Annotated in this window: 25 protein-coding genes and 1 pseudogene; 21 read left to right on the top strand and 5 right to left on the bottom strand. The window is 54.5% G+C overall.

Features of this window, described 5'->3' with window-relative positions; translation table 11 throughout:
* Nucleotides 1-266: 266 nt before the first annotated feature.
* The 4 genes and pseudogenes from AC2FHX_RS09350 to AC2FHX_RS09335 form a co-directional block, all read right to left on the bottom strand.
* Nucleotides 267-1,058 carry an inositol monophosphatase family protein gene (locus AC2FHX_RS09350; protein WP_496701367.1) on the bottom strand — a complete coding sequence of 264 codons (792 nt, stop codon included), beginning with the start codon at nt 1,056-1,058 and terminating at the stop codon, nt 267-269.
* 274 nt (nt 1,059-1,332) lie between these two features.
* Nucleotides 1,333-1,440: pseudogene (locus AC2FHX_RS09345) on the bottom strand (integrase); the annotation flags it as partial.
* Nucleotides 1,441-1,507: 67 nt separating this feature from the next.
* Nucleotides 1,508-1,855, bottom strand: a complete 348-nt coding sequence (locus AC2FHX_RS09340; protein WP_496701365.1) for a cupredoxin domain-containing protein — start codon at nt 1,853-1,855, stop codon at nt 1,508-1,510.
* On the bottom strand, nt 1,855-2,379 hold the full coding sequence (locus tag AC2FHX_RS09335; protein ID WP_496701364.1) for a DUF4142 domain-containing protein: 525 nt from the start codon (nt 2,377-2,379) through the stop codon (nt 1,855-1,857). Before AC2FHX_RS09335 ends, AC2FHX_RS09340 begins: the two co-directional genes overlap by 1 nt.
* A gap of 139 nt (nt 2,380-2,518) precedes the next feature.
* Between AC2FHX_RS09335 and AC2FHX_RS09330 the strand changes: the two genes are divergently transcribed.
* From AC2FHX_RS09330 to AC2FHX_RS09290, 9 genes are all read left to right on the top strand, one after another.
* Nucleotides 2,519-3,472, top strand: a complete 954-nt coding sequence (locus AC2FHX_RS09330; RefSeq protein ID WP_496701362.1) for an AraC family transcriptional regulator — start codon at nt 2,519-2,521, stop codon at nt 3,470-3,472.
* 81 nt (nt 3,473-3,553) lie between these two features.
* Nucleotides 3,554-4,192 carry a group III truncated hemoglobin gene (locus AC2FHX_RS09325; protein WP_496701361.1) on the top strand — a complete coding sequence of 213 codons (639 nt, stop codon included), beginning with the start codon at nt 3,554-3,556 and terminating at the stop codon, nt 4,190-4,192.
* Nucleotides 4,189-4,929, top strand: coding sequence for a DUF2189 domain-containing protein (locus tag AC2FHX_RS09320; protein WP_496701359.1), 741 nt, complete (start codon nt 4,189-4,191; stop codon nt 4,927-4,929). The genes AC2FHX_RS09325 and AC2FHX_RS09320 overlap by 4 nt, the downstream gene beginning before the upstream one ends.
* Nucleotides 4,930-5,220, top strand: coding sequence for a TehB family protein (locus AC2FHX_RS09315; protein WP_496701357.1), 291 nt, complete (start codon nt 4,930-4,932; stop codon nt 5,218-5,220).
* Nucleotides 5,210-6,829 carry a cytochrome-c oxidase, cbb3-type subunit I gene (gene ccoN / locus AC2FHX_RS09310; protein ID WP_142637651.1) on the top strand — a complete coding sequence of 540 codons (1,620 nt, stop codon included), beginning with the start codon at nt 5,210-5,212 and terminating at the stop codon, nt 6,827-6,829. The genes AC2FHX_RS09315 and ccoN overlap by 11 nt, the downstream gene beginning before the upstream one ends.
* A 6-nt stretch (nt 6,830-6,835) precedes the next feature.
* On the top strand, nt 6,836-7,567 hold the full coding sequence (gene ccoO / locus AC2FHX_RS09305) for a cytochrome-c oxidase, cbb3-type subunit II (RefSeq protein WP_496701355.1): 732 nt from the start codon (nt 6,836-6,838) through the stop codon (nt 7,565-7,567).
* Nucleotides 7,564-7,731, top strand: a complete 168-nt coding sequence (locus AC2FHX_RS09300) for a cbb3-type cytochrome c oxidase subunit 3 (protein ID WP_281973918.1) — start codon at nt 7,564-7,566, stop codon at nt 7,729-7,731. Before ccoO ends, AC2FHX_RS09300 begins: the two co-directional genes overlap by 4 nt.
* A complete protein-coding gene (gene ccoP, locus AC2FHX_RS09295) occupies nt 7,722-8,594 on the top strand; it encodes a cytochrome-c oxidase, cbb3-type subunit III (protein WP_496701353.1) in 873 nt (290 codons plus the stop codon). Before AC2FHX_RS09300 ends, ccoP begins: the two co-directional genes overlap by 10 nt.
* A 25-nt stretch (nt 8,595-8,619) precedes the next feature.
* Nucleotides 8,620-8,745: a hypothetical protein gene (locus tag AC2FHX_RS09290; protein WP_496701351.1), complete on the top strand. Its 126-nt coding sequence runs from the start codon at nt 8,620-8,622 to the stop codon at nt 8,743-8,745.
* A 33-nt stretch (nt 8,746-8,778) separates the two neighbouring features.
* Here the strand turns inward: AC2FHX_RS09290 and AC2FHX_RS09285 are convergent, their stop codons facing one another.
* Nucleotides 8,779-9,243, bottom strand: coding sequence for an RrF2 family transcriptional regulator (locus AC2FHX_RS09285; protein ID WP_281973916.1), 465 nt, complete (start codon nt 9,241-9,243; stop codon nt 8,779-8,781).
* Between the two features lie 106 nt (nt 9,244-9,349).
* Here AC2FHX_RS09285 and AC2FHX_RS09280 point away from each other — a divergent pair, with 106 nt between their 5' ends.
* From AC2FHX_RS09280 to AC2FHX_RS09225, 12 genes are all read left to right on the top strand, one after another.
* A complete protein-coding gene (locus tag AC2FHX_RS09280) occupies nt 9,350-9,859 on the top strand; it encodes a cupredoxin domain-containing protein (RefSeq protein WP_496692028.1) in 510 nt (169 codons plus the stop codon).
* The gene (locus AC2FHX_RS09275; protein WP_496701349.1) at nt 9,860-11,320 is read left to right on the top strand and encodes a cbb3-type cytochrome c oxidase subunit I; all 1,461 of its coding nucleotides are present in this window, start codon (nt 9,860-9,862) and stop codon (nt 11,318-11,320) included.
* Nucleotides 11,321-11,322: 2 nt separating this feature from the next.
* On the top strand, nt 11,323-11,919 hold the full coding sequence (locus AC2FHX_RS09270; RefSeq protein WP_496701347.1) for an SCO family protein: 597 nt from the start codon (nt 11,323-11,325) through the stop codon (nt 11,917-11,919).
* Nucleotides 11,916-12,476 carry a hypothetical protein gene (locus tag AC2FHX_RS09265; RefSeq protein WP_496701345.1) on the top strand — a complete coding sequence of 187 codons (561 nt, stop codon included), beginning with the start codon at nt 11,916-11,918 and terminating at the stop codon, nt 12,474-12,476. Before AC2FHX_RS09270 ends, AC2FHX_RS09265 begins: the two co-directional genes overlap by 4 nt.
* A gap of 6 nt (nt 12,477-12,482) precedes the next feature.
* Nucleotides 12,483-13,298, top strand: coding sequence for a formate/nitrite transporter family protein (locus AC2FHX_RS09260; protein ID WP_496701343.1), 816 nt, complete (start codon nt 12,483-12,485; stop codon nt 13,296-13,298).
* 271 nt (nt 13,299-13,569) lie between these two features.
* Nucleotides 13,570-14,790 carry a hydroxymethylglutaryl-CoA reductase gene (locus AC2FHX_RS09255; RefSeq protein WP_496701341.1) on the top strand — a complete coding sequence of 407 codons (1,221 nt, stop codon included), beginning with the start codon at nt 13,570-13,572 and terminating at the stop codon, nt 14,788-14,790.
* Nucleotides 14,787-15,698 carry a UbiA family prenyltransferase gene (locus AC2FHX_RS09250; RefSeq protein WP_496701339.1) on the top strand — a complete coding sequence of 304 codons (912 nt, stop codon included), beginning with the start codon at nt 14,787-14,789 and terminating at the stop codon, nt 15,696-15,698. Before AC2FHX_RS09255 ends, AC2FHX_RS09250 begins: the two co-directional genes overlap by 4 nt.
* On the top strand, nt 15,695-18,154 hold the full coding sequence (locus AC2FHX_RS09245; RefSeq protein WP_496701337.1) for a PEP/pyruvate-binding domain-containing protein: 2,460 nt from the start codon (nt 15,695-15,697) through the stop codon (nt 18,152-18,154). The genes AC2FHX_RS09250 and AC2FHX_RS09245 overlap by 4 nt, the downstream gene beginning before the upstream one ends.
* Nucleotides 18,144-19,244, top strand: coding sequence for a BtaA family protein (locus tag AC2FHX_RS09240; RefSeq protein WP_496701335.1), 1,101 nt, complete (start codon nt 18,144-18,146; stop codon nt 19,242-19,244). Before AC2FHX_RS09245 ends, AC2FHX_RS09240 begins: the two co-directional genes overlap by 11 nt.
* Entirely contained in the window at nt 19,241-20,572 is a 1,332-nt protein-coding gene (locus AC2FHX_RS09235) for a hypothetical protein (RefSeq protein ID WP_496701333.1), read from the top strand. Before AC2FHX_RS09240 ends, AC2FHX_RS09235 begins: the two co-directional genes overlap by 4 nt.
* Nucleotides 20,569-21,414 (top strand): hypothetical protein, encoded by an 846-nt coding sequence (locus tag AC2FHX_RS09230; RefSeq protein ID WP_496692038.1) that lies wholly within the window; start codon nt 20,569-20,571, stop codon nt 21,412-21,414. The genes AC2FHX_RS09235 and AC2FHX_RS09230 overlap by 4 nt, the downstream gene beginning before the upstream one ends.
* Nucleotides 21,407-22,828, top strand: a complete 1,422-nt coding sequence (locus AC2FHX_RS09225; RefSeq protein WP_496692039.1) for an AMP-binding protein — start codon at nt 21,407-21,409, stop codon at nt 22,826-22,828. The genes AC2FHX_RS09230 and AC2FHX_RS09225 overlap by 8 nt, the downstream gene beginning before the upstream one ends.
* Nucleotides 22,829-23,260: the final 432 nt, after the last annotated feature.

The following is a 23,260-nucleotide window of genomic DNA, read 5'->3' as shown; positions in this document are numbered from 1 at the left end:
CACCCAAGTCCAGCTTCTGCAGTTGGGAAACAGCCCATGCCGCGCAACTGCGTATCGTTCGAACAGTCCTGTCAATCGTCAAAAACCACGACAGAAGAGACTTGGCCATTTTAACCCACGGCGCGGTCGGAACACTGCTTTGATGCCATCTTGCAGGGCAGAAAATCGATCGTCGGATTGTTCAACCTGGTCTGGGCCACTTCAGGCGTGCGGATATTAATACTCTTCAACCTGAATTCGGGTCGAGCCCGATTGCCTGAACGACGTCATTCGTTCCAAGCGTCGTCGCAGATCATTTTCAAGGTCTCGAACACGGCCGGTGTACCAGCGATCACGCGACCACCGTCCCGGATCATCCCGTCGGCGTCTTGATCCTCGATCTCGCCACCTGCTTCGGCAATCATCAACTGACCGGCGAGGCAATCCCAGGCGTTCATGTGCTCTTCAATGTACCCCAATAGACGTCCCGCCGCGACATAGGCCAGCGAAAGCGCACCGCTTGCATTGCGATGATAGAGAGCGCCACGTTCGATAAGGGCCGCAATCACCGGAATGACCTTTGATGCTTCGACCCGGTTCGAATAGCCAATTGAGACGGTCCCACTTGCAAGTTCCACGCTTGAGGCAACCTGCATGGCGTGTCCATTCAAAGTGGCACCTTCGCCTCGGACCGCCACGTAAGTTTCACCAACGTTTGGCTCGAAAATCACACCGACCTGCGTCTGACTGTCTGAGACGCCCGCTAAGACAATCGTCCAGGCCGGAATGCCATTGACGAAGTTCGTTGTCCCATCAATCGGATCGATCACCCAGTCAAAACCGCTGGAGCCAGCTTTTTCGGCGTGTTCTTCGCCATAAATCCCATCATCAGGAAAAGAGTTCATAATCTTTTGACGAATGAAGGTTTCGACGTTGCGATCCGCCTCGCTGACCCAGTCTTGTGCGCCTTTTTGATCAATGACCAAGGTGTCTCTGGAAGCAAAATACTCTAGTGCAAGCGCGCCCGCCTCTTCGGCTACCGCAACGGCGAAGTTTCTTCGTGCAATGATGTTATGCATAGGTCGGCTCGCTTCCTGCTAAATGCAACACCATCCCTAGTGGATAGGGTGTCAGAACACAAAACAGTGTTTGCCAGACAGAAATCCACTTTCTTCGAGTCACCCGAGTTTCTGTCGAAAGAATATGCCAATAAAAGCACTCATTCACTTCCGTGCAGTGAAGTCGCATATTGCTCGTGACCATCGCCGGATTTTGAGAACACTGCATCGCAGCACTTGAAGTTGCGATGACGGTCCGCATCGGGCTGCCTGCGAGAGCGGCCCAGAGATATTGTATTTCAATGGCTTCAGCAATAGCCAGGGCATCTTCAAGTTCAACACCAAGATACCTGACCGTGCTGTCCATCTTTGTGTGCCCCAACAGAAGCTGGAAGGCGCGAAGCCCAAAGCTCCATATGCTGCGCCCTGCATCATAATCCGCTTTCGTTCAGTCGATCCAATGAGCCAAATCACATAATCACAATTGTTCCCTTCATATGTGGATGAAAAGCACAGAAATATGTTGTTTCCATACCTTTGGTAACCTCAACTTTGGCGCTGACACCGTTTGGGATCTCCCCAGTGTCCCATCCGAACTCATCTGCCGTGGCCGTATGTGGCGCCAGATCTTCATTGGTCCATTGAATGGTATCACCAACAGACACGTTCAGAAGCTTTGGCGTGAATGCAAATGCTTTGATGCTGACTTCGTGGACTACTGGTTCTGCCGCCCGGGCCCGCGTTCGGGTTAAAGCGTGAACGGCCGCCGATGCGACCGCTCCAACCATTACGCGACGGCGTGAATGGGCTTTTTCCATCACTGCAGTGCCTCGACCATCATTTCGGCGTGGCCTTCATGGGCTTTAAAGATCTCAAGGCCCTGCTCGAACAGAGCCTTCACCTCGGCATTGTCGATATTGGGGATCATTGTGTTCTCCACCAGATCATTCACCGCCTGGTGATAGGCCAATTCATTGGCTGCATAAGCGGCATCAAACTCTGCTCCACGCAGCTTGACGAAGCCATCGATGATCTCTTCGGCATTTGCATTCAGCGTTTGGCTGAACGCATTGTCCTTCGCTGACGCGCCCAGTTTTTCGAGCAGGCCCAAGGCCGCTTCGTTCACGGCAGTATGGTCGCGGACCATCGTGTTTGCGAATTCATGGATGTCGGGGTTCGACGACAAAGCCAGCGCCAGATAGGCATACCGAATGTCGATGTTGTCGGCCGTATAGGCAATGTGAGCGTATTCGAGATCGCTCATCTCGGCGACGTCCTGCGCAGAGGCTTGAGCGCCAGTCATGGAAAGTGCCACAGCAAATGCGGAAATCAGTTTCTTCATTTTGGAGACTCCACTGAGTGTTACGATGGCAATAGGAGTAATCCGAACCGGGAAGTGAGATATATGCGGGAACGTTCGATTTTCTGTGCAGATCGTTCAAGCTGCTGTACAAAATCGCCAAATACTGCCATGAAAATGCATGCTTGATTTGCTTAGCGATATTCTTACGAAACTGTCTGTTCAAGGCGCGCTCTATTTTCGAACTTCGTTGACCACCCCTTGGGGGATTGAAGTTCCCAAGTTCAAAAACGTCGCCCGATTTCATTTTGCTCATAGGGGCAATTGCCTGATCGAAGTTGAAGGATATGAAAAAGTGGTGGGGCTGGAGCAGGGCGATCTGTTGATTGTTCCGCATGGCGCGTCACACAAGTTGTACTGCGCGGCTGAAACGAGAGATGCAGTTTTGCCGCTGGACACGGTCATCGAACGGTCGGGATACACTGGGACTGGGGTTCTGGTTTACGGCGGCGACGGCGATGAACGTGACACGCAACTTATCTGCGGCCATTTTTCATTCGACCCTCATGCAAAACATATACTGTTGGAACGCCTTCCACCGATCATTCACCTCAGGAATTACGGGGAATCCGCTGGAAAATGGATGGAGGCGACACTGCGCATGATCGGAGATGAGGCCGGGGGTCTTCGCCTCGGTGGCGATCTCATTGCTTTGAAGATGTCAGAAGCCATACTTGCGCAGGCCATACGTTCGTTTGTGGAAAGTGACGAATCCTCGAGGTGGGGCTTGAACGGATTCTCTGATCACCATCTGGCTCGGGCTCTTGACGCGTTTCACAAGGATCCAAGCGCATCCTGGACGATAGAAACAATGGCGCGCATTGCAGGCATGTCACGAACAAACTTTGCCGTTCAGTTTCAGAAAAAGATGGCGATGTCGCCAATGCAATACGTAACAGCTTGGCGGCTGGAGATCGCCAAACGCTGTCTTACTGACCCATCAAGTTCTGTTTCGGATGCGGCAGAACGCGCTGGATACGCATCGGATTCTGCTTTTGCACGCGTTTTCAAGAGGGAAATCGGCCTCTCACCTGCCGGCTTCCGTCGGCAAATCAGGTTATCATCGGCGCAATAAACCGGACGGGATCTGTTGCGAAGTTTTAACTTGCCACAGTGATATCTTTGCACCGGCGGACTAAGCCGACAGCTCCTTAAATTGCCGAAACGGACAGACACCGGGCGTGATTTGTCCTTTGCGGATTATGTGAACCACTTCTATTCCGTCGAGCGTTTTGCCGTGGTTGTCGACGGCTGGGTAAAGATAGACCCACGCGCCTTTCCCCTTGATGTAGGTCGTACCATTCACACGATAATAGGTATTGACAATACCTATTATCGTGCGCAGATAGTGAGGCGTATCGTTAAGGTAGATCCGATGACTCGTACCATGCCAATTCGGCCACATATGTTTGACATCACAGCGGATGAAATCGCGACTTTGGTCAACCGGTTCTATGCGCACATCAGAGTGCATCCTGATCTGGGGCCGGTATTTGACAGGGCAATCGAAGATTGGCCGGAACACGAAGAAAAGATCGCAGCCTTTTGGCGCGGCGCCATTCTACGAGAGACAGGCTATTCGGGTAACCCGATGCAGGTTCACCTGGCGAACTCTGAAATCCTGCCAGAACATTTTCGCGTGTGGCTCGACCTGTTCGAAGACACCGCAAAAAAAGCCCTTAAACCTGCAACCGCCGAAGCGTTCTCACATTTGGCCAGGAGGATCGGTAAGGGCTTGTCATTCGGAATTGAGAACTTTCGTCGAGAGGCTGACGCTCCGCCGGTGTTGTCATGACGGTCTCTGTCTATACCAAAGCTCAGGTCATCTCTGATCCTCCCGCACGCGTTGTCAAACGTTGGCTGCAGGCGGGCTGGGGCGACGTGAAACGCAACCCGGGATATTCCTTGCTTTACGGTGGTTCACTCGTAGTTCTGGGGTGGATTTGCATTGCGGCCCTGATGCTCAACGATCTTGGTTGGGTTTTGTTGCCTTTGCTAGCTGGCGGCGTTTTGGTCGGACCACTTGCAACGATTGGTCTTTATTCCGTAGCAAGCGGTAAAACAGGGCTCAGAGCGGCCACGGGTCAGATTACGTTGGTGGGCGTCATACTGATGGTTTTTGCTCTCATCTGGATACGCGCGGCCACAGTTATGTTCGCCATAGTCTACGGGCTGCGCCCATTCTCAAGCTTCGCAGATACGCTGCTTTTGCTGATTACTACGCCATCAGGATGGGCGCTGTTGATCGCAGGATCATTCGTTGGCGGGCTGTTTGCGGCATTAGGGTTTGCGGTGTCAGCGTTTTCATTGCCAATGCTGATCGACCGCAAGATCGATGGCTTCTCGGCTATGGGGCTCAGCTTCAACGCCACCACTCACAACTTCAAGCTTTGCTTGTGCTGGGGAGCCATCATCACTCTTTTGACTTTGGTTGGAATACTGTCCGGGCTACTGGGTTTGGTCGTGGTGTTCCCATTGCTCGGGTACGCGACCTGGCATGCTTATGCCGAGCTTTTTCATGGAGATGCATAAATGACCGAAGCGCTTCCAAAAGGCGTGGTGCACTATGCGACCTCGCGGTTCACGCATGAGACATTGCCAGAAAAGCTGCGCAAAGATCACAGCACCAAAGCGGGTGTTTGGGGTCAATTGGCTGTGCAACATGGGCAGCTTCTACTGTGCCGGGATGACAAGGATGACCTAGTTCTGGGCGCAGGGGATACTGCTGTGTTCGCACCACAGGAAACTCATTCGGTGAATCCGATTGGCGAAGTCGAGTTTGAAGTACGCTTCCACCGGCAGGAGGCACCCGATGCAGCGTGAGAGTTTTCTTGAGGATGCTGCCGTCCTGTGTGCCCTTGCTTTGATCTTTGTCGGTGGCGTAGCCATACTTGGCTGGGGGGTTCCTACCGCCTACGTGCTGCATGGTTGGTTGATCGCAATAGCCGCTGGTTGGGGGTTGATGTGGATGATCAACCGTTTGAGCGAGGCCCCAAAGGACATCCCTTTAGAATACAATGACAAGGTCATTCGGTTTGGTGTCATCGCCGCGCTGATTTGGGCAATCATTGGGTTCACGGTTGGCGATATCCTCGCCTGGCAGTTGGCGTTTCCAGCACTGAACGGCGATATGTTCTGGTCGAACTTCGGCCGTTTGCGCCCGGTTCATACATCTGCCGTGATTTTTGGTTTTGGCGGCAACGCGTTAATCGCGACGTCGTTTTATGTGGTCCAACGTACCTCGCGCGCCAGATTGGCCAGTGAATCGCTGCCCTGGATGGTGTTCTGGGGGTACAATCTGTTCATGGTCCTTGCGGCGACCGGCTACCCCTTGGGGATCACCCAATCCAAGGAATATGCCGAACCGGAATGGTATATGGATCTGGTTTTGCTGATCGTCTGGGTTGGTTATCTTGGTCTGTACCTAAAGACGCTCTCTCGCCGGGCTGAACCGCATATCTATGTGGCTAACTGGTACTACCTGGCCTTCATCGTTGTCATCGCGATGCTGCATACGGTGAACAACCTCTCGGTTCCGGTTTCCATTGCCTATCCCAAAAGCTACTCGCTATTTTCCGGCACACAGGATGCAATGACGCAATGGTGGTATGGGCACAATGCTGTTGGCTTCCTGCTGACCGCCGGGTTCCTAGGGATGCTGTATTACTTCTTGCCCAAAGCTGTGAACCGGCCAATCTACTCTTACCGAATGTCAATTGTTGGCTTCTGGGGGATCACCTTCCTGTATCTCTGGGCTGGCTCACATCACCTTCACTACACGGCGCTACCGGACTGGGTTCAGTACCTTGGCATGACCATGTCGATCATCCTGCTGGTCCCCAGCTGGGCCTCTGTGTTCAACGGAATCCTTACGATCAACGGGGCGTGGGATAAGGTCCGGACGGATCCGGCGGTCCGGTTCATGATGGTCGCGATTCTGTTCTACGGACTGTCGACATTCGAAGGGTCGTTCATGGCGATCCGTCCGGTCAATTCGCTAAGCCACTACACGGATTGGACCGTCGGCCACGTTCATGCCGGCGCGTTGGGCTGGGTTGCCTTCATCACCTTTGGTGCCATGTATAAAATGGTGCCCTGGATTTGGAAACGAGATGGCGTGTATTCATTGCGGCTGGAGGCATGGCACTTCTGGCTCGCCCTGAGCGGGACGCTGATTTACGTCGGCGCAATGTGGAACAGTGGCATCACACAATCGCTGATGTGGCAGACCTATGATGCGGATGGTGCGTTTCTTTATTCCTTCCTCGACAGTGTGATCGCAATGCATCCTTACTATGTCGCCCGTGCGATCGGGGGGCTGCTGTATCTGATCGGAGCGTGCATCGGTGCATACAACATCTACATGACGGTCAGTGGGCCGCGGCAAACCGAGACCAGGCAATCCGGACCTTTGGTCCAGCCGGCGGAGTAGCAGCCCATGAGTACACAACACCAAAAGCTCGAACGCCACTCACTTGGCTTTGCGATGGCCATCCTGCTGGTTGCATCAATCGGTGGCATTGTTGAAATCGCCCCTTTGTTCACCATCGAAAACACGGTGGAAGAAGTCGACGGTATGCGGCCCTACACTCCGCTGGAGTTGGCCGGGCGCGATATCTATGTGCGCGAGGGCTGCTATGCCTGCCACAGCCAGATGATCCGCACCCTGCGGTCGGACATCGAACGTTATGGGCACTACAGCCTGGCTGCCGAAAGCATGTATGACCATCCGTTCCAATGGGGCTCAAAACGCACCGGGCCGGACTTGGCGCGAGTTGGCGGTAAATACTCTGACGCATGGCATGTGGCGCATCTGGAAGCGCCACGAGAGCTGGTGGAAGGCTCGATCATGCCTGGTTATGCGTTTTTGTCTGACGCGCGGCTGGAAACAGGCCACCTGCCTGCCTCTTTAAGGGCCCTTAGCCGCGCCGGGGTGCCTTACACAGACGCTCAGATCGAAAATGCGGAAAAGGATGCTGCACGGCAGGCAGATGCCGAGCAATATTATGAAGGTGAACTGCAAGAAAGTTACGGTGAAAACGTTCAGGTCAGGGATTACGACGGGCACCCGAGTGAGTTGACGGAAATGGATGCCCTTGTGGCCTATCTGCAGGTTCTTGGCACATTGGCCGACCTGGATTCGTTAAACCTTGAGGAGGTTCAACGATGACACATGATACGGTTCTCGTTTTCTCCAAGACCTGGGGTGCAATCTACCTGCTGGTCGTCTTTCTTGCCGCAGTTGTCTGGACCTACTGGCCCTCACGGCGAAAAGTCTACGATGACGCTGCGCAATCTCCGCTGGACCATCAGGAGGATCAGCCGTGGCGCTAAAGGAAAAGGATCCGATTTCCGGTACTGATCTGACCGGCCACGAGTGGGACGGTATCAAAGAGTTGGACACACCTGTTCCCTGGGCGGCCCGATGGGCTTTGTGGATCAGTATCATCATCGCAGCACTGTTTTGGGTGTTCTACCCATCCTTCCCAGGTGCGCGCGACTATGCAAAAGGGCTGTTGGGGTATTCATCCCGATCAGAGGTTGTTGCAGAACTTCAGCAAGCGAATGCTGATCGTGAAATGACATTTGCGCCTTTTGCGTCACAGGATCTCGAAGAACTGGCCGCAGACCCAACACTGGAGGCAAGGTATAGCGCGTCGATTTCCAAGCTTTACGCTGACAATTGTGCCGCTTGTCACCGGAATGATCTGAAAGGGCAGCCTGGTTTTCCCAATCTGGTAGACGGACATTGGCTGTGGTCAGGCGCACCGGAAGAGGTTGAGGCAACCATACGCTATGGAATCAATGCGCAGCATGACGATACACGGATTGCACAGATGCTGGCGTTTGGCGCAGACGGCATGATCGAAAAGCAGCAGGTTGAAGAGGTTACAGAATTTGTCTTGGCCCTCTCTGGAAAGCAGCATGATGCGACGGCGGCTGGCGCCGGTAGATTGATCTTCGAAGAAAACTGCGCGGCCTGTCATGGCGGTGACGGGCGCGGGGGCTATGAAATCGGCGCGCCCGATCTGGGTGATGAACGCTGGATCTATGGAGGCGACCGGGATGAGATTTACCATAGCATTTATCACGGTCGGCAAGGTGTGATGCCTGCGTGGGAAGGACGTCTGAGCGACGCCCAGATTCGAATGCTCACGTTGTATCTACTGTGGAATGCAGAAGATGCACCAAGTTGAAGAAAATCCACGATTCCGAAGGGCAATGTATCTGATGATACTGGTCCTTCTGGTCGGCTACATCGGGTTCAAGGCATGGCACCTGTCCATGGCTTTCGAGGCATGGGAAGGGCAGGCGATTGTAAAGGCTGTGCCTGGCGCGGCCAAGTAACAATCAAATTATTATAGGACTACAGTTTGCGTATTAATCGCTTGATGCCAGCGCATGACTGACTTCCAACGCTCGGATCAGGTTTTTCATGCCACGGTTCCCTTCCAATACGTCCTGTAAAGTCTTGGTGTCCAAGGCAGCAAAAAACGCCTCCTGAGCTTCGTTCAGAATTGGCAACAATCCACAAGCGGGCGTCATTACACAACAGCCGCCGTCTTCCTTCATGCATTCCACCAAAGGTGTGCCGCGTTCGGATTTTCGTAGTAGGCCGCCAATCGATATCGCATTGGGAGGTAGGGCCATACGCATGCCACCGTTGCGCCCACGCATGGATTCTACATAGCCCTCGTGTGTAAGCCACTGCGAGATCTTGGCCAGGTGATTAAAGGGCAAGTTTTGCATAGCCGCGATCTCACGCGTCGACATCAACCCTTCTTCGTGGGTGGCAAGATGGATCAGGATGCGCAGGGCATAGTCGGAGAACTTGGTAATTTGCATAGTTATTCTTCCCATAAAAAATAGGCTTTGAAAATGCCTATTTTATTGACATCTTTTTCTTACCTTTATAATAGGTATTTATAATGCCTAATATTGGAGATGGCTCATGCAGCCCGTTGTGTTATTGATCTCGCTGATCCTGATGGCAGTGCTGTCACTTGTCTTCTGGTTGGCCGTGCGGGCTTCGGATGGGCCGGAACCCGGACCCAAGGCCAACTCGAAACGTTCGGGCTTGATCTGGGCAATGACGATTGTCGGCGTAATTGTTGCGGTTGGCACATTGCGACCGTGGCCGCATGCCGTAGCCAGCACAGACGACGCCTTGACCGTCTCTATCACCAGCGGGCAGTGGTGGTGGGATATCGACACCGTCGAGATCCCCGCTGGAATACCCATAAATTTTAGCGCCACGACCGAAGACGTTACCCACGGATTGGGCATTTACACCTCAGATCTTCGCCTTCTGACGCAGGTCCAGGTGATCCCGGGCTACACAACCAAAGTCACGTATACGTTCGATGATCCGGGCTCCTACCAGATCCTGTGCATGGAGTTCTGCGGAGTGGCACATCAGGACATGGTCAACGAATTCGAAGTCGTCGCGGTGGAGGACTGAATGAGCACTGCATCTGAGCCTTTTGCGGGGAAATCAATCGCCGCTGAACCTCAAACCGGAGCGGTCAAGCTCACGATGATCCTTTCAGGCGTGGTTTTTGCCTTGATGATGGTCTTTGGCCTGATCATGCGCGCCGCGCAGGGTCAATGGATCGAAGTGGATCCTGCATTGTTCTATCAGCTCCTGACGGCCCATGGTGCCGGAATGGTCGGTACAGCGGCGCTGTCTGGCGCCGCGATCATGTGGTATTTTTGCGGACGTCACATAGTTCTGACGCCAAGAATTTTTTGGGCATTCCTTGCCCTGTTTTTGTTGGGCGTGGCCTTGATCTTGGGCTCGATCTTCATCGGCGGATATGGCGGCGCATGGACATTCCTGTATCCGTTACCGGCAATGTCCGGCGGAGCGTGGGAGGCAGGTGCAGCGGCTGCGTTTATGCTTGGATATGTTTCGATCGGCGTAGGATTTTTGTTGTACTATCTGGAGCTCGGTCGCCAGATTCATGCCCGCTATGGTAGCCTTGTACGGGCCTTGGGCTGGAACCTGATCCTTGGGCGTGAGGACAAGAACCCTTCACCGCCAACCATCGTCGCAGCAGCTGCAGTGACCGTATTCAATTCGATCGGGATCATCCTGGGCGCAGCGGTTTTGGTGGCAAGCCTTGTCCATCTGCTGGTACCGGGATTTGAAGTTAATGCGCTGCTGGCCAAGAACCTGATCTATTTCTTTGGCCACGTTTTCATCAATGCCTCGATCTATATGGCGGTGACTGCGGTTTATGAAATCCTGCCGGAATACACCGGTAAGCCTTGGAAATCGAACCGATTGTTTGCGATAGCCTGGAATGCAGTACTGATCTTCGTGATGGCTGTATACTGGCACCATCTGCTTCAGGATGTGGTCATGCCACCCTGGATGCTGGTGGTCGGGCAATTGGTCTCGTACTTCAGCGGCATTCCCCTCATTGCGGTCACGGCGTTTTCCACATTCCTCTACGTGCGCGGCTCAAAAATGACCTGGGATCTGACGTCCTCGCTGCTGGTTCTGTCCGTGGCAGGCTGGGCGGTTGGCTCAATCCCCGCGTCGATCGATGGAATGATCAGCGTGAACAAGGTGATGCACAACACTATGTGGGTCCCGGGGCATTTCCACACCTACCTGCTGCTGGGCGAGGTGGCGATGGCCTTTGGTTTCATGGCCTGGCTGGTCCGTGGCAAAACGATCGCCCAGATGAGCGGGTTGGACCGTGTCGCCTTTGTGACCTACCTCGCGGGTGCTGCTGGGTTTGTGACAGTGTTTCTGTTCTCTGGCGCGGCTTCGATTCCCCGCCGTTGGGCAGTGCACTATGAAGAATGGCTGATGCACGACCGTATAGGCACTTTGTTCAGCGTGCTGATCGTGTTGGCAACATTGGCTTTTGTTTTGCGCTTTGTGTTGCGTCTTGGGCGGAGTAACGGCTGATGATGGCGCGCGCTCTTCCATCGGTTCTGGTCGCAATCATGGGCCTGGGAATGCTCAGGCATGCCACAGACGGAGGGCAGGCATTCACTAGCGAAGCCGCGCGGAGACTGGATGTGGAACGCGCTCCACGTCCAGTTCCAGCCCTGCAACTGGAAGATATGTCAGGTCAGTTGCTGCCTCTGTCACCGCAAGGGCAAGAGGTGGTTCTGGTCGAGTTCATCTACACTGTCTGTGGCGACATCTGTCAGATTGCTGCAGCGGATTTTGCCGAGATCCGGGATCAACTGGAGCTGCGTGAAGTGCCCGTCCGGATGATCTCGGTCAGCTTCGATCCTGAGCGGGATACACCAGAGCAAATGGCGACTTACGGAGAGGTTCATGAAGCGGACGGCAAAATGTGGACCATCGCTCGGCCGAGGTCAGAAGAGTTGCCGGCATTGTTGAAGTTGTTTGACGTTACCGTCATCCCGGATGAGTGGGGCGGGTTTCAGCACAATGCCGCGATCCATGTGATTGACAGCAACGGCAGATTTTCGGCGGTGTTTGACACTGATGCGATTAACGCTGTTCTGACCCATTTGGAGGAGCACAGCTCATGAAGTTGCTTGGCCTTGCATTACTTGCGGCTGCCGAAGCTGTCGCACTTCGTTATGCGGTCATTGAAAGCCCGATCCAGCATGTCTTGGTGCAAATGCCATTGCTGGTTTTGGCCGGGGTTTTGTTAGCCTGGAACAGGCAGGTTCGGCAAGAATGGGCGGTTCCATTGCTGCTTGTCGCCTTAACCGTCTTTCTGTTCTGGATGCTTCCGCGAAATGTCGATTGGGCGCTGACATCGACGGGCGAAATTGCCAAATACCTAAGCTTGCCGCTGTTGTTGGGCGTTCCTCTAAGGGTGTCCTGGCCATGGCTTGGCCCGGTCCTGAGGGGGTTTCTGAAGGCGAATGCGTTGTCGATGCTGGGCGTGCTGGGATTTCTGTACACGCATGCACCTGTCAGGATCTGCAACTCTTACCTGGTCTCGGCTCAGAAGGATCTGGGCATGGCCTTTCTCTACCTCGCTGCTGGCTTGGGTTGTCTCTGGGCTATCCCGATCCTGTTCGGAAATCCAAGTGGCCAAAGGTCGAACGCGACCGGCTGCGCAAGCTGTGGAGTGTAATACGAAATGACCTATGCTGACACAGTCATTGGGTTCGCAGAACTGGCGCAAAAGAAAGGCGTCAACCTGCGAGCAGATCCAATTGCCTTTCTGATCCTCGCTGTGAAAGCAGGTGCGTTTGTTGGGGCGGGCATCTTGCTGATCTTTTCTGTCGGACAGGGCGCGGATCCATCCATCCGTCCCATTGTCATGGGGGCTAGCTTCGGTATCGCCTTGACCCTTGTGGTCTTTGCAGGGGCCGAGCTGTTCACCGGTCACACCATGTACATGACGCACGGATTGCTGGCCAAAAGCACTGCGTGGTCGGATGTGCTGCGGTGCTGGTTTGTCAGTTGGGTAGGAAATCTGTTAGGGGCCATATTGTTGGCATTGCTGTTCGTCGTAGGCGGTGGCGGGCTTATCCTGGGAGCAGGAGAAGACGCTTTGCTTTACAAGGTAGCCGCCAAGAAGATGCACGGCACCGAGTTGGAGCTGTTCGCCAAAGCGATCCTGTGCAATTGGCTGGTTTGTCTCGCCTTGTGGTGTTCGGCGCGCGCAAAAGACGATGTTACCAAATGCATCGTCATCTTCTGGTGCCTGTATGCATTTATCGCCGCCGGGTTTGAACACAGTGTTGCGAACATGACTGTGTTTTCACTGGCGCTGCTCTCAGATCATCCCGACAGCATCACTCTGGCTGGAGCCGCCCACAATTTGACGTATGTCACCTTGGGCAACGCATTCGCCGGTGCCGGGATCATGGGCTACGGCTATTGGCGAGCGGCGTCGAAGCCCACGGTCAAGGGTATCGCGACGCCCGCGTCAACCAGACATCCTGTCTAGTGAGGGCGTGATCATGAGCGTGACACAACCTGTCAATATCCCCGTCTCCAAAGACCGATAAGCAAATGCCGGGCCTGTGTCTGGGGCCGAGCAACTCAAAAAGGTAGGATCACTCACAATCTCCAACTGGATGTATTCGCTGGAAATCGCATACTTTCTTGTTAGGGTGCAGCCGGCGCAGAATTCAATCTGCAGCCGTTTGCACAGCGTTTATTGGAGCTGCCATTTGATCATTCCATTTCATGTGCGGGAGATGCTGCGGCGCATCAAAATGCGATATGATGTTGAACGCACGCCACAGCAGATGGCCCCAAGCGACGAAGTGTTTTCGCCTTTACGTCCCTCTCGCAAGGCTGACGGTAAGACTGTTGCGCGGTTCTGGGATCATCTAAAGCCCAAGGCAAGCGGAGCAGATCAGGCATTGATTGCGGATCCTGCAACAGTCGAGGCATCTGAAACCTACAGCGCCAATATTGAAAACTTCATTGGAACTGTGAAAGTGCCAGTTGGCATCGTTGGGCCTTTGCGCTTGAACGGTATGAACGCCAACGGGGATTTTTATGTGCCTCTGGCGACGACTGAGGCCGCGCTTGTTGCCTCTTATGCGCGGGGGGCCTTTGCAGCTGGTCGGTCTGGTGGGGTCAGCACGGCTGTTTTGTATGAAGGTGTTTTGCGCACGCCGGCCTTTGTGTTCGAAAGCCTTTTGCAGGCCGGTCAGTTCGTGGATTGGGTGGTCAGCAATGTCGATGAACTCCAGGCGGCGGCTGATGCCACAACCGGGCATGGTAAACTTGTCTCGCTGGAGCCTTTCATAGACACAAATATCGTCTTTCTGATTTGCCGCTACACCACAGGTGATGCGGCCGGTCAGAACATGGTAACCATTGCAACGGATGCGCTGTGCTGCACCATCACCAAAGACTGTCCAGTTCCAATTGAGAACTGGTATATTGAGGGAAATTTTTCAGGCGACAAAAAAGCCTCGGCGCTTGGATTGGTAACGGGTCGTGGCCGAAAGGTTAGCGCGTCGGTGACCTTGCCTGCGGGCGTCGTGGAAAAGACGCTTGGCACCACCGTGGATGCCATGCTGGCCTATGGTCGGGTCGCCAATCTTGGGTCACATCTGTCGGGTCAGCTTGGAGCTCAGGCCCATTATGCCAATGGGCTTGCTGCCTTTTACATAGCAACTGGGCAGGACGCGGCCTGTGTCGCTGAAAGCGCGATGGGGGTGACGCGGATGGAGCCCAGAGGGGATGATCTTTTCTGCTCGGTGACGCTCCCGAACATCCTTGTCGGCTCCGTGGGCGGTGGTACCGGTTTGCCCAGCCAGACTGCGGCACTGAACATTCTGGGATTGAAAGGCGCCGGCCACGGCACGGCGCTGGCCGAAGTGGCTGCCGCCATATGCCTGTGCGGAGAAATATCGATTGTAGCTGCAATCGCTGCGGGGCATTTTACGCGAGCCCATGAAAGTTTGGCCCGCCAAAGATGACTTTGCTGGCTCGACTGTGGATATATCAATCCGAACGCTTCCCATTGAAGAAAACCGTTCCGCTTTTGCTGGTGTTTTCAGCAGCAAGTATCTGCGTATCGGCCCGGCTCGCTGATCGACCATTGCCCGAGTGGTCTGCCTTTGTGGTGGGGTTCATACTGGCGATGGCGCTGTTTTTCCAGATGCGCGTTTGCGACGAATTCAAGGATGCCGAGGACGACCGCCGCTACCGGCCCGAGCGACCGATACCCCGAGGGCTGGTGTCCCCGGCTGAGGTGCTTGTCCTTGGCTTGCTGACTCTACCCATGGCCGCCGCCGCTGCATGGTTTTGGTACCTCCCGGTTCTGTGGTGCCTTTTTTTGGTTTGGGTATGGCTGGCGGCAATGACGGCCGAGTTCGGGGTGCCAACCTGGTTAAAGGCGCGCCCAGTTCTTTATCTCGTCAGTCATATGGCGATCATGCCGCTGATCGACTTGCTTCTGACCAGCATCGAATGGCTTCCGGCCGGAGGGGCCGCATCAAAGCTGTGGTTATTTCTGGCGTTGTCTTTCGTGAATGGCTGCGTTCTTGAGATCGGTCGCAAGCTATGGTCGCCCGAAAACGAGATTGTCGGGGTGGACACCTATTCCGGTCTTTGGGGGTATCGCCGCGCCGCTATCATTTGGCTGTGCTGCGTTGTGCTGTCATTCGTGTTTCTGGTTGGCACGGGGTTTGCGTCTGGAGCTGGTTGGTTAACCGTATTGGTCGGGGCCGCTGCTTTCGTGCCTTGTGGTCTTGCGGCACGCAGCTATGTGAAGGCTCCAACACCCAAGGCACAGGACAAGATGGACGCAATCGCGGGACTATGGGTGTTTTTCTGCTATGCCACTGCGGGCTTTTTGCCGTTCCTGATTGGAGGCTTTAGATGACCCTTATCATCAATCAATCCGAAGCGACTGACCCTACAGTGGTCGGAGGAAAAGCCGCTGCGCTATCAAACCTCGCTCGTCGCGGATTCAATCCACCTGCGTTTTTTGTTATAACCGATGCCGCATTCCGTGCAGGTAAGACAGGGCCTGTCGCAGCACGTGGGTTGAGTAAGGCGCTTGGCGCTGCACTGGATGCGTTGGGTCCGGGGTATTATGCAGTGCGTAGTTCCGGTCGGGCCGAAGATGGTGTAGAACACAGCCATGCAGGTCAGTTTGATACGGTTTTGAATGTCACCGGTAGCAAGGTCATACAGGCGGCAAAACAGGTTTGGCAATCGGGGTTTGCGGATACAATCGCCACTTATCGCTCGGTCAAATCCGGGGGCGAGGCAGAAGCGCCCGCGATAATCGTACAGCGCATGATTGAGGCGACGACCGCGGGTGTTGCTTTTTCGGCCGATCCAGTGACAGGGCAGCGAAACACCGTTGTCGTGTCTGCCATCAAAGGTTTAGGCGATGCGCTGGTAGCAGGTGAAGTCGATGGTGAGGATTGGATTATTGATCAAGCCAAACAGCCCGAGTGCGCACAAACCACGCCTCAGGTTTTGACACCGGATCAGGTACTGCAGGTTGCGATGCTGGCGCGCAAAGCGGAAGAGGCTTTTGGCGTCCCGCAAGACATCGAATGGGCGTTCGATGCGGATGGGCTGCACATTCTTCAGGCTCGGCCGATTACGACCGAGCTGCGACCAGTGGCGGTGCCGGATGATGTACTTACCATTTTTGACAATTCGAACATCGTCGAAAGCTATCCGGGCATGGTCAGTCCACTGACCTATTCTTTTGCACTGCACGTCTACTCACGGGTTTATCGCGCTTTTGTGCGGCTTCTGGGCGTTTCGAATAAAACCGTCGCGCAGAACTCAGCCATATTCGACAATTTTCTTGGGCGTATTGATGGGCGTGTCTACTACAATCTGGTCAACTGGTATCGGGCGCTGGCGTTGCTGCCGGGGTTCTCGCTGAATCGCGATTACATGGAAACGATGATGGGTGTGTCCGAACCCATGCCCCGCGAGATTACAGATGGCATTGGACCTGCTCCTGCCAGAGGTGTGCGCAAGATACTGGAATACGCCAAACTAGCGACGGTAGCGGGCAGTCTGATCTGGCAGGCCGTGCGTTTGCCGCGCACGCGGCGTAAATTCTATGTCAGGCTGAACGATGTTCTGGACCGTGGTCTGGACATAGAAGCTGCGAATGCGACCGAACTGGCCGCCGAGTATCGTCAGATCGAAAGCACTCTTCTAGATCGCTGGGATGCGCCGCTTATCAATGATTTCCTTTGCATGATCGCGTTTGGGGCATCGCGCAACTTGCTGCTCAAGTGGTTGGGTGAAGACGGGCTGTTGCTGCATAACGACGTCATGATTGGTCAGGGTGATATCGTCTCAGCCGAACCGGCGCAGCGTATTGCCCGCATGGCCGGCTTGGTCCGCGAGGTCGGGATTGCTGATCAGCTAGGCGCGGAATGCCGGTTGGAAACCCTTGCTCCTTACCCTGAGATCGAAGCCGAGGTTAGATCTTATCTCGATAAATTCGGGGATCGATGCACTGAGGAGTTGAAGCTGGAGAGCATTCCGCTGCGCGATGATCCCACCAGCCTGTTGATGGCCGTCGCAGCCAGTGCCGCCCGTCCCGAGGGTAAGCGACACATCGGCACCGAGCCGGATTGGAAAACCCTGTTTCCCGGCAATCCGCTGAAACGCTACCTATCCAAATGGTTCGTAGGCTGGGCCAAGGGCCGCGTACGTGACCGTGAAAACCTGCGCTTTGAACGCACCCGTATTTTTGGCCATGCCAGACGTGTTTTTCTGGGAATTGGTCGAGAGTTTTCGGCAAGGGGGCTGCTTGCGGAACCCCGCGACGTATTTCATCTGACGACGTATGAAGTCTTGGGAGCCGTCGAAGGGTTCAGCCTATCGCCTGATCTGAAAACCATAGTCGCGCAGCGTCAGCGCGAAGAATCCGCTGCGTCCCAGCGTCCGGATCCGCCAGAACGTATAGAAATTCGAGGTCCCGCCATTGCTCCGATTTGGGCGGAAATAGAAGAGGTAGACAGTGATCCGGAGCGGATAAAATCCGGTACCGGCTGTTCAGCTGGACAAGTTATCGCAAAGGCCCGTGTGATCCGTGACCCGCGGACTGAGGCGCTGCAACCTGGTGACATCCTCGTGGCGCGTCACACCGATCCGGGCTGGATCGCAGTATTTTCGAACGCCTCGGCCATTGTTGTGGAACGGGGGTCACTTTTGTCGCATTCCGCAATAGTGGCGCGAGAGTTGGGAATCCCATGTGTGGTCGGTCTGAAAGGGGCCACTCATTGGATCAAGGATGGCGAAACCCTGTCGGTCGACGGGGCAAGTGGCAAGGTGGAACGGTGCGATGGGGCATAGTGAAATCGAAGGCAAGGCTGATTTTGATCACATCCGCTATGCACAGCTGTGGGAAGATGCAGACGTTTTGACCGACGCGCTGGGCGATTGTGCGGGGGGGACGCTGGTATCCATCTGCTCGGCCGGGGATAATGCGCTGGCTATGTTGATACTCGATCCAGCGAAAGTTGTGGTTGTCGATTTGTCGCCAGCACAAATCGCCTGCCTAAAGCTACGAATTGGCGCTTTCCAGACCCTGACACATCCCGAGTTTCTGGAGCTGACGGGATCGCAGCCCAGCAAGAGGAGAGCAGCCCTGCTGGAGCGAGCTTTGCAGGATACCGACCCTGAAACCCGAACCTTCTGGAGTGGTTTTGTCCCTGACGTGGAACGTTACGGGGCAGGCGGGGTTGGCAAGTTCGAGCGGTATTTTCGCATCTTCCGCACCCGGCTTTTGCCGTTTGTGCATTCACGACGTACGATTGATGACGTTTTTACGCCCCGGTCACCTGAGGCGCGCGAGGTTTTTTTCGATACGCGCTTTGACACCTTCAGATGGCGGCTGTTGTTGAATGTGTTCTTTTCCCGCTTTGTGATGGGGCGCATGGGCCGCGATAAGGCGTTTTTCGATCACGTAGAGGGCAGCCCCGCCCAGCATGTGGCTCGTCGCATTCGCCACGCGGGCGTTGATACCGACCCGTCACAGAATCCCTATTTGCACTGGATTCTGAAAGGCACGCATGGAGACGCGTTGCCGATGGCATGGCGGCCCGAGCATTTTGATACGATCCGCACCCGCCTGGATCGTCTCGATATCCGTCCGGGATCATTAGAGGCTTTTGTCTCGACCGGTGAAAAAGCCAATGGGTTCAACCTGTCTGACATTTTCGAATACATGTCGCCCGATGTATTTGAGCAAGTCTATGGCTCGATCCTGTCAGCTGCCGCGCCCAAGGCACGTCTCGTGTATTGGAACATGATGGCACCGCGCCGCGTGCCTGCGCGATACAGGAGCGTAGTTGAAACACATCGCACGACTGAGGATCGACTGAAGTCACGTGACATGGCGTTTTTCTACTCGGATTTCGTCGTGGAAGAGGTGCTTTCGTGAGCATCCAGGCCCAGATTTTACTGGCCTTGGCGTCTGTTGCGGTCCTGTTGGGATTGATGGCCGTTGTCCGATGGCTGGCGCAAAAGGTCGGCTTGAGCGCAGAAGTGCAACGTAAACTGATGCATGTTGGAACCGGACTCTTTACACTGGTTCTGCCGTGGATTTTTCCGGAACGCTGGCCAATATACATGCTAATCGGGGTAACGCTGATCGTCATGCTGATCTTGCGCCTGCCCCGGTTCTCACAAGGTCTGGGCGCAACCCTACACAGCGTCGAGCGCACGTCATACGGCGATTTCCTGTTGGCGCTATCCGTTGGGCTTTGCTTGTTGCTGGCCGGGGAAAACACCCTGTATTACGTGCTTCCGATCGCCGTTTTAACACTGGCTGATGCCGCAGCCGCGCTTGCCGGGACCACGTACGGGACCAAACGCTATGTGGTCGAAGATGGCGAAAAAAGCCTAGAAGGGTCAGTGGTGTTTTTTGTCGTAACTCTATTGGTTGCGATCATCTGCTTCTTGTTTTCGTCGAAACTCCCACCGTCCAACATCATGATGCTGTGCCTTATGGTTGCGGCCTTTGGCACATTGGTCGAGGCACAAAGCTGGCGGGGGTTTGACAATTTGTTCCTGCCGCTTGGCTTGCTGATTTTTTTGAAAGTTCACTACTTCAGCTCCTTGGCAGAGCTGGCGTTGCTGGCCATTTTGTTCTTTGCCGCACTTGCCAGTTTTGGGGTGGTGGGAACCAAGCTGGGCCTGACCAAACATACGACCCGTGTGTATGTTGTTGCGGTTTTTCTGCTGCTAGCGACCGCGAAACTGCAGAACACAGTACTGCCGATCATGGTTCTCGCGGCACACGGCTGGGCGCGTACTGCTTCTCCTTGCGACAGTAAGTTCCCCGATTTGGATATCGTAGCCGCCTTGGGGCTAATAGGGTTCGGCTGGCTTGCAGCGGGAAATGCAACGGGATGGGATGCAATATCCTTTTTTGGACTGAGTGCAATGGGGTTGGCCATGGGGCTCACAGCTGTGGCGCTGCGTGCCATTCCTATTGCGATACCGCTTGCTGCCGCTGTTCTGTTTCTAATCCGTACCTGGGCGGTTTCCCTGAATTCTGACCAATCAAACTGGGCCGAGCCTTTGACCGCGCTCTCACTTGTATCACTCGCATTTATGGCGATTGTGCCCTTGGTGCTCCCGAATTTGCTCCAAAAGAACCGCGTTTCGAGGCTCACGCTTTTGGCGCTGTTACCTCCGCTTGCCTATTACATCTGGTCCATAGCAGGGTCTATTGACGGCGGGATTGTTGCTAGAGTTGTATCATGACGAAAGAAAACATTCAGACCAAAGGCGCCAAACTATCTGTTTATCTGCAGGGCCCTGATTGGGATGGTGCCCCAGCTGCAACAATAGGCGACTTCTCGTGCGAGACCCCAGAGGCCGGTCTGGAGGTACTGCAAACGGCTATTGGGCGGGTCCGGTACGCCGGGGTTGATCGGATTATTGGACCTATGTCCGGTGATACATGGCACAGTTATCGGTTTGTATCGGACAGTGATGGATCAGCACCCTTTTTAATGGAGCCGACGCACAAATCACATGAGCCCGATGTGTTTAGGGCGGCAGGATTTGCCGCCATCAGCAAGTATTTCTCGGCGCGAGTATCATTGGCGCAAACGGCCAATTCGTCTCTAGCTGCAGTTGATGGGTTCGACGTAGAACCCTGGGACGGAACCAACCCTGAGGAGTTGTTCCGGCAGGTGTATCAACTATCTGTCGAGGCTTTTTCCCGAAACGCTTTTTATAAACCTATTTCTGAGCGCGATTTTCTTGCAATGTATATGCCTGTTGTTCCGATGTTGAAGCGCGAGCTTATCTTTTTTGCCCGCCGTCCGGACAGCTCATTAGCGGGCTTTCTGTTTGGTATTCCGAACTATGCTGAAGGCCCAAACCCAACAGCCGCGATCCTGAAAACTTATGCAAGCCTTGAGCGTGGTGCGGGTCGCCATTTGGCCAGTCATTTCCACAAGTCTGCTCTGAAGCTAGGCTTTGATTCCGCTATCCACGCGCTGATCCATGATGACAACCAATCAGCGGATCGCAGTGTTGTTGAAGGGGCCACCGTATTTCGACGGTACAACCTGTTAGGACTGCGCCTGGATGACTAACTTGTTGGACCAATTTGCCGTAGCGGTTGATAGACACCCGGACCGGACGGCCATTGTTGAAGGCAGCGGTCGCGAGGTCACCTTTCGTGATGTGCAGATACGCGCGCAGCAAATGGCTAGGAAGTGGAGACGTAAGGGGATTGGGCGTGGCGACCGCGTTCTTCTGGCGATGCCGGTCAACGCTAATCTCTACGCTAGTCTTGCGGCCTTGTGGTCGTTGGGCGCAACGGTGGTTTTGCCTGAACCCACGATGGGACTCGCGGGGCTGCGTCATGCAGCGAGAACGACCCGACCCAAGGCTTTTTGCGCGTCGGGTTATTTTGCGTTGCTCAGGTTTGTTGTGCCGGAACTCTTCAGGCTGCGCCTTTTGCTACCAGGTACCGCCCGGGGTGATCTGAGCGTCGCGCCCGTTCAAGACGGTGACACGGCGCTCATTTCCTTTACATCCGGCACTACAGGTCAGGCCAAGGCCATCCCCCGCAGCCACGCGTTTCTGATGGCACAACATGATGCCATTGCGCCGCTTCTGGACAGTGATGCAGTTGAACGGGATCTGGTAGCGTTTCCGGTGTTTACCCTGATCAACCTGGCGGCTGGGCGCACGACAGTTCTGCCGAATTGGAGAATGAGCAATCTGGATCGACTATCCTCCGAACAGTTTGCGGGCTGGATATCGAAGCAGCAAGTGACCCGTCTTTTGATCCCTCCGTCGTTGTGCGAAAAACTTGCACAGCGTAAAGATACGGGCCGGCTGCACACAGTCTTCACCGGCGGCGGTCCGGTATTCCCTGACCTGATTGAAAGGCTTCTCGCCAATTCCGGTCTGGACGTGGTCTGTGTCTATGGGTCAACCGAAGCTGAACCGATTGCGCATCTTGATGCGCGGGAAATCACCGAAGTTGATCAACTTGAAATGGCGGCGGGCAAGGGGCTTCTTGTTGGGCATCCGGTTTCGAAAATCAAACTCCGAATTCAGGACGATGAAGTTCAGGTGGCGGGCGATCATGTAAATGATGGCTATCTTGATCTCGCACACTCCAAGGAAAACAAAATCAAAGACGGTACTACGATTTGGCATCGAACCGGCGACGCGGGTCGGTTAGATGATCAGGGGCGATTGTGGCTGTGGGGCAGACTGGGGAGCGATGTGACAACCCCGGCTGGTCAAACCTTTCCTTTTGCAATCGAAGTAGCTGCCCGGCAATGGCCGAGCGTGACGAACAGCGCGCTCATGAGCTTCGATGGGCGTCCGATTTTATGCATTGAAGGCGACGCGGATCAGCTTTCAAACTGGAATAGCCTGGCGCAGGAATTCGGTGTTGCCAATGTGACCCATGTGAAAAAAATGCCTATGGACAAACGGCACAGGTCCAAAGTTGATCGGAAAAAACTCACCCAATTATTGGGTTATTAGATCACAGAATTTTCACCTTAAGAGCTCCAACGGAAAACCGTGGTCGAGCACACTTTTTGCCTTCCAACCGAAAGGCAGGAAAGTCCGGGTGCTTATGAAAAACCAGTGCCAGTATAGCTGCTCGCCGCATGAATGACTATTTCTCCCACTGCAAGTTGGCTGTGAGAAAGCGCAAGGGACAGGATGGGCTCATTTGAGACATTTATCGCAGCGTCGATGAGGTGTCGTTGTTCGTTCTGGGTTAGAAATGCTTGATGTTTGGGTCAGAATTGAATGAACCAGACCCAACCGTCACAGTTGGACTAGAAATGTGATGAACGTTCGACGTCAGAAGGCGGCTCAATGTAGGGCATCAGCCGAATTTGATCTTTGGGTGGCTTTGTTGATGGCTTAAACAAACATCACATTAGCACATTGCGATGTCGTCAGGAG

This window comes from Ruegeria sp. CDSC042 (genome assembly GCF_059610745.1).
This window is presented reverse-complemented; position numbering and strand designations above follow the sequence as displayed.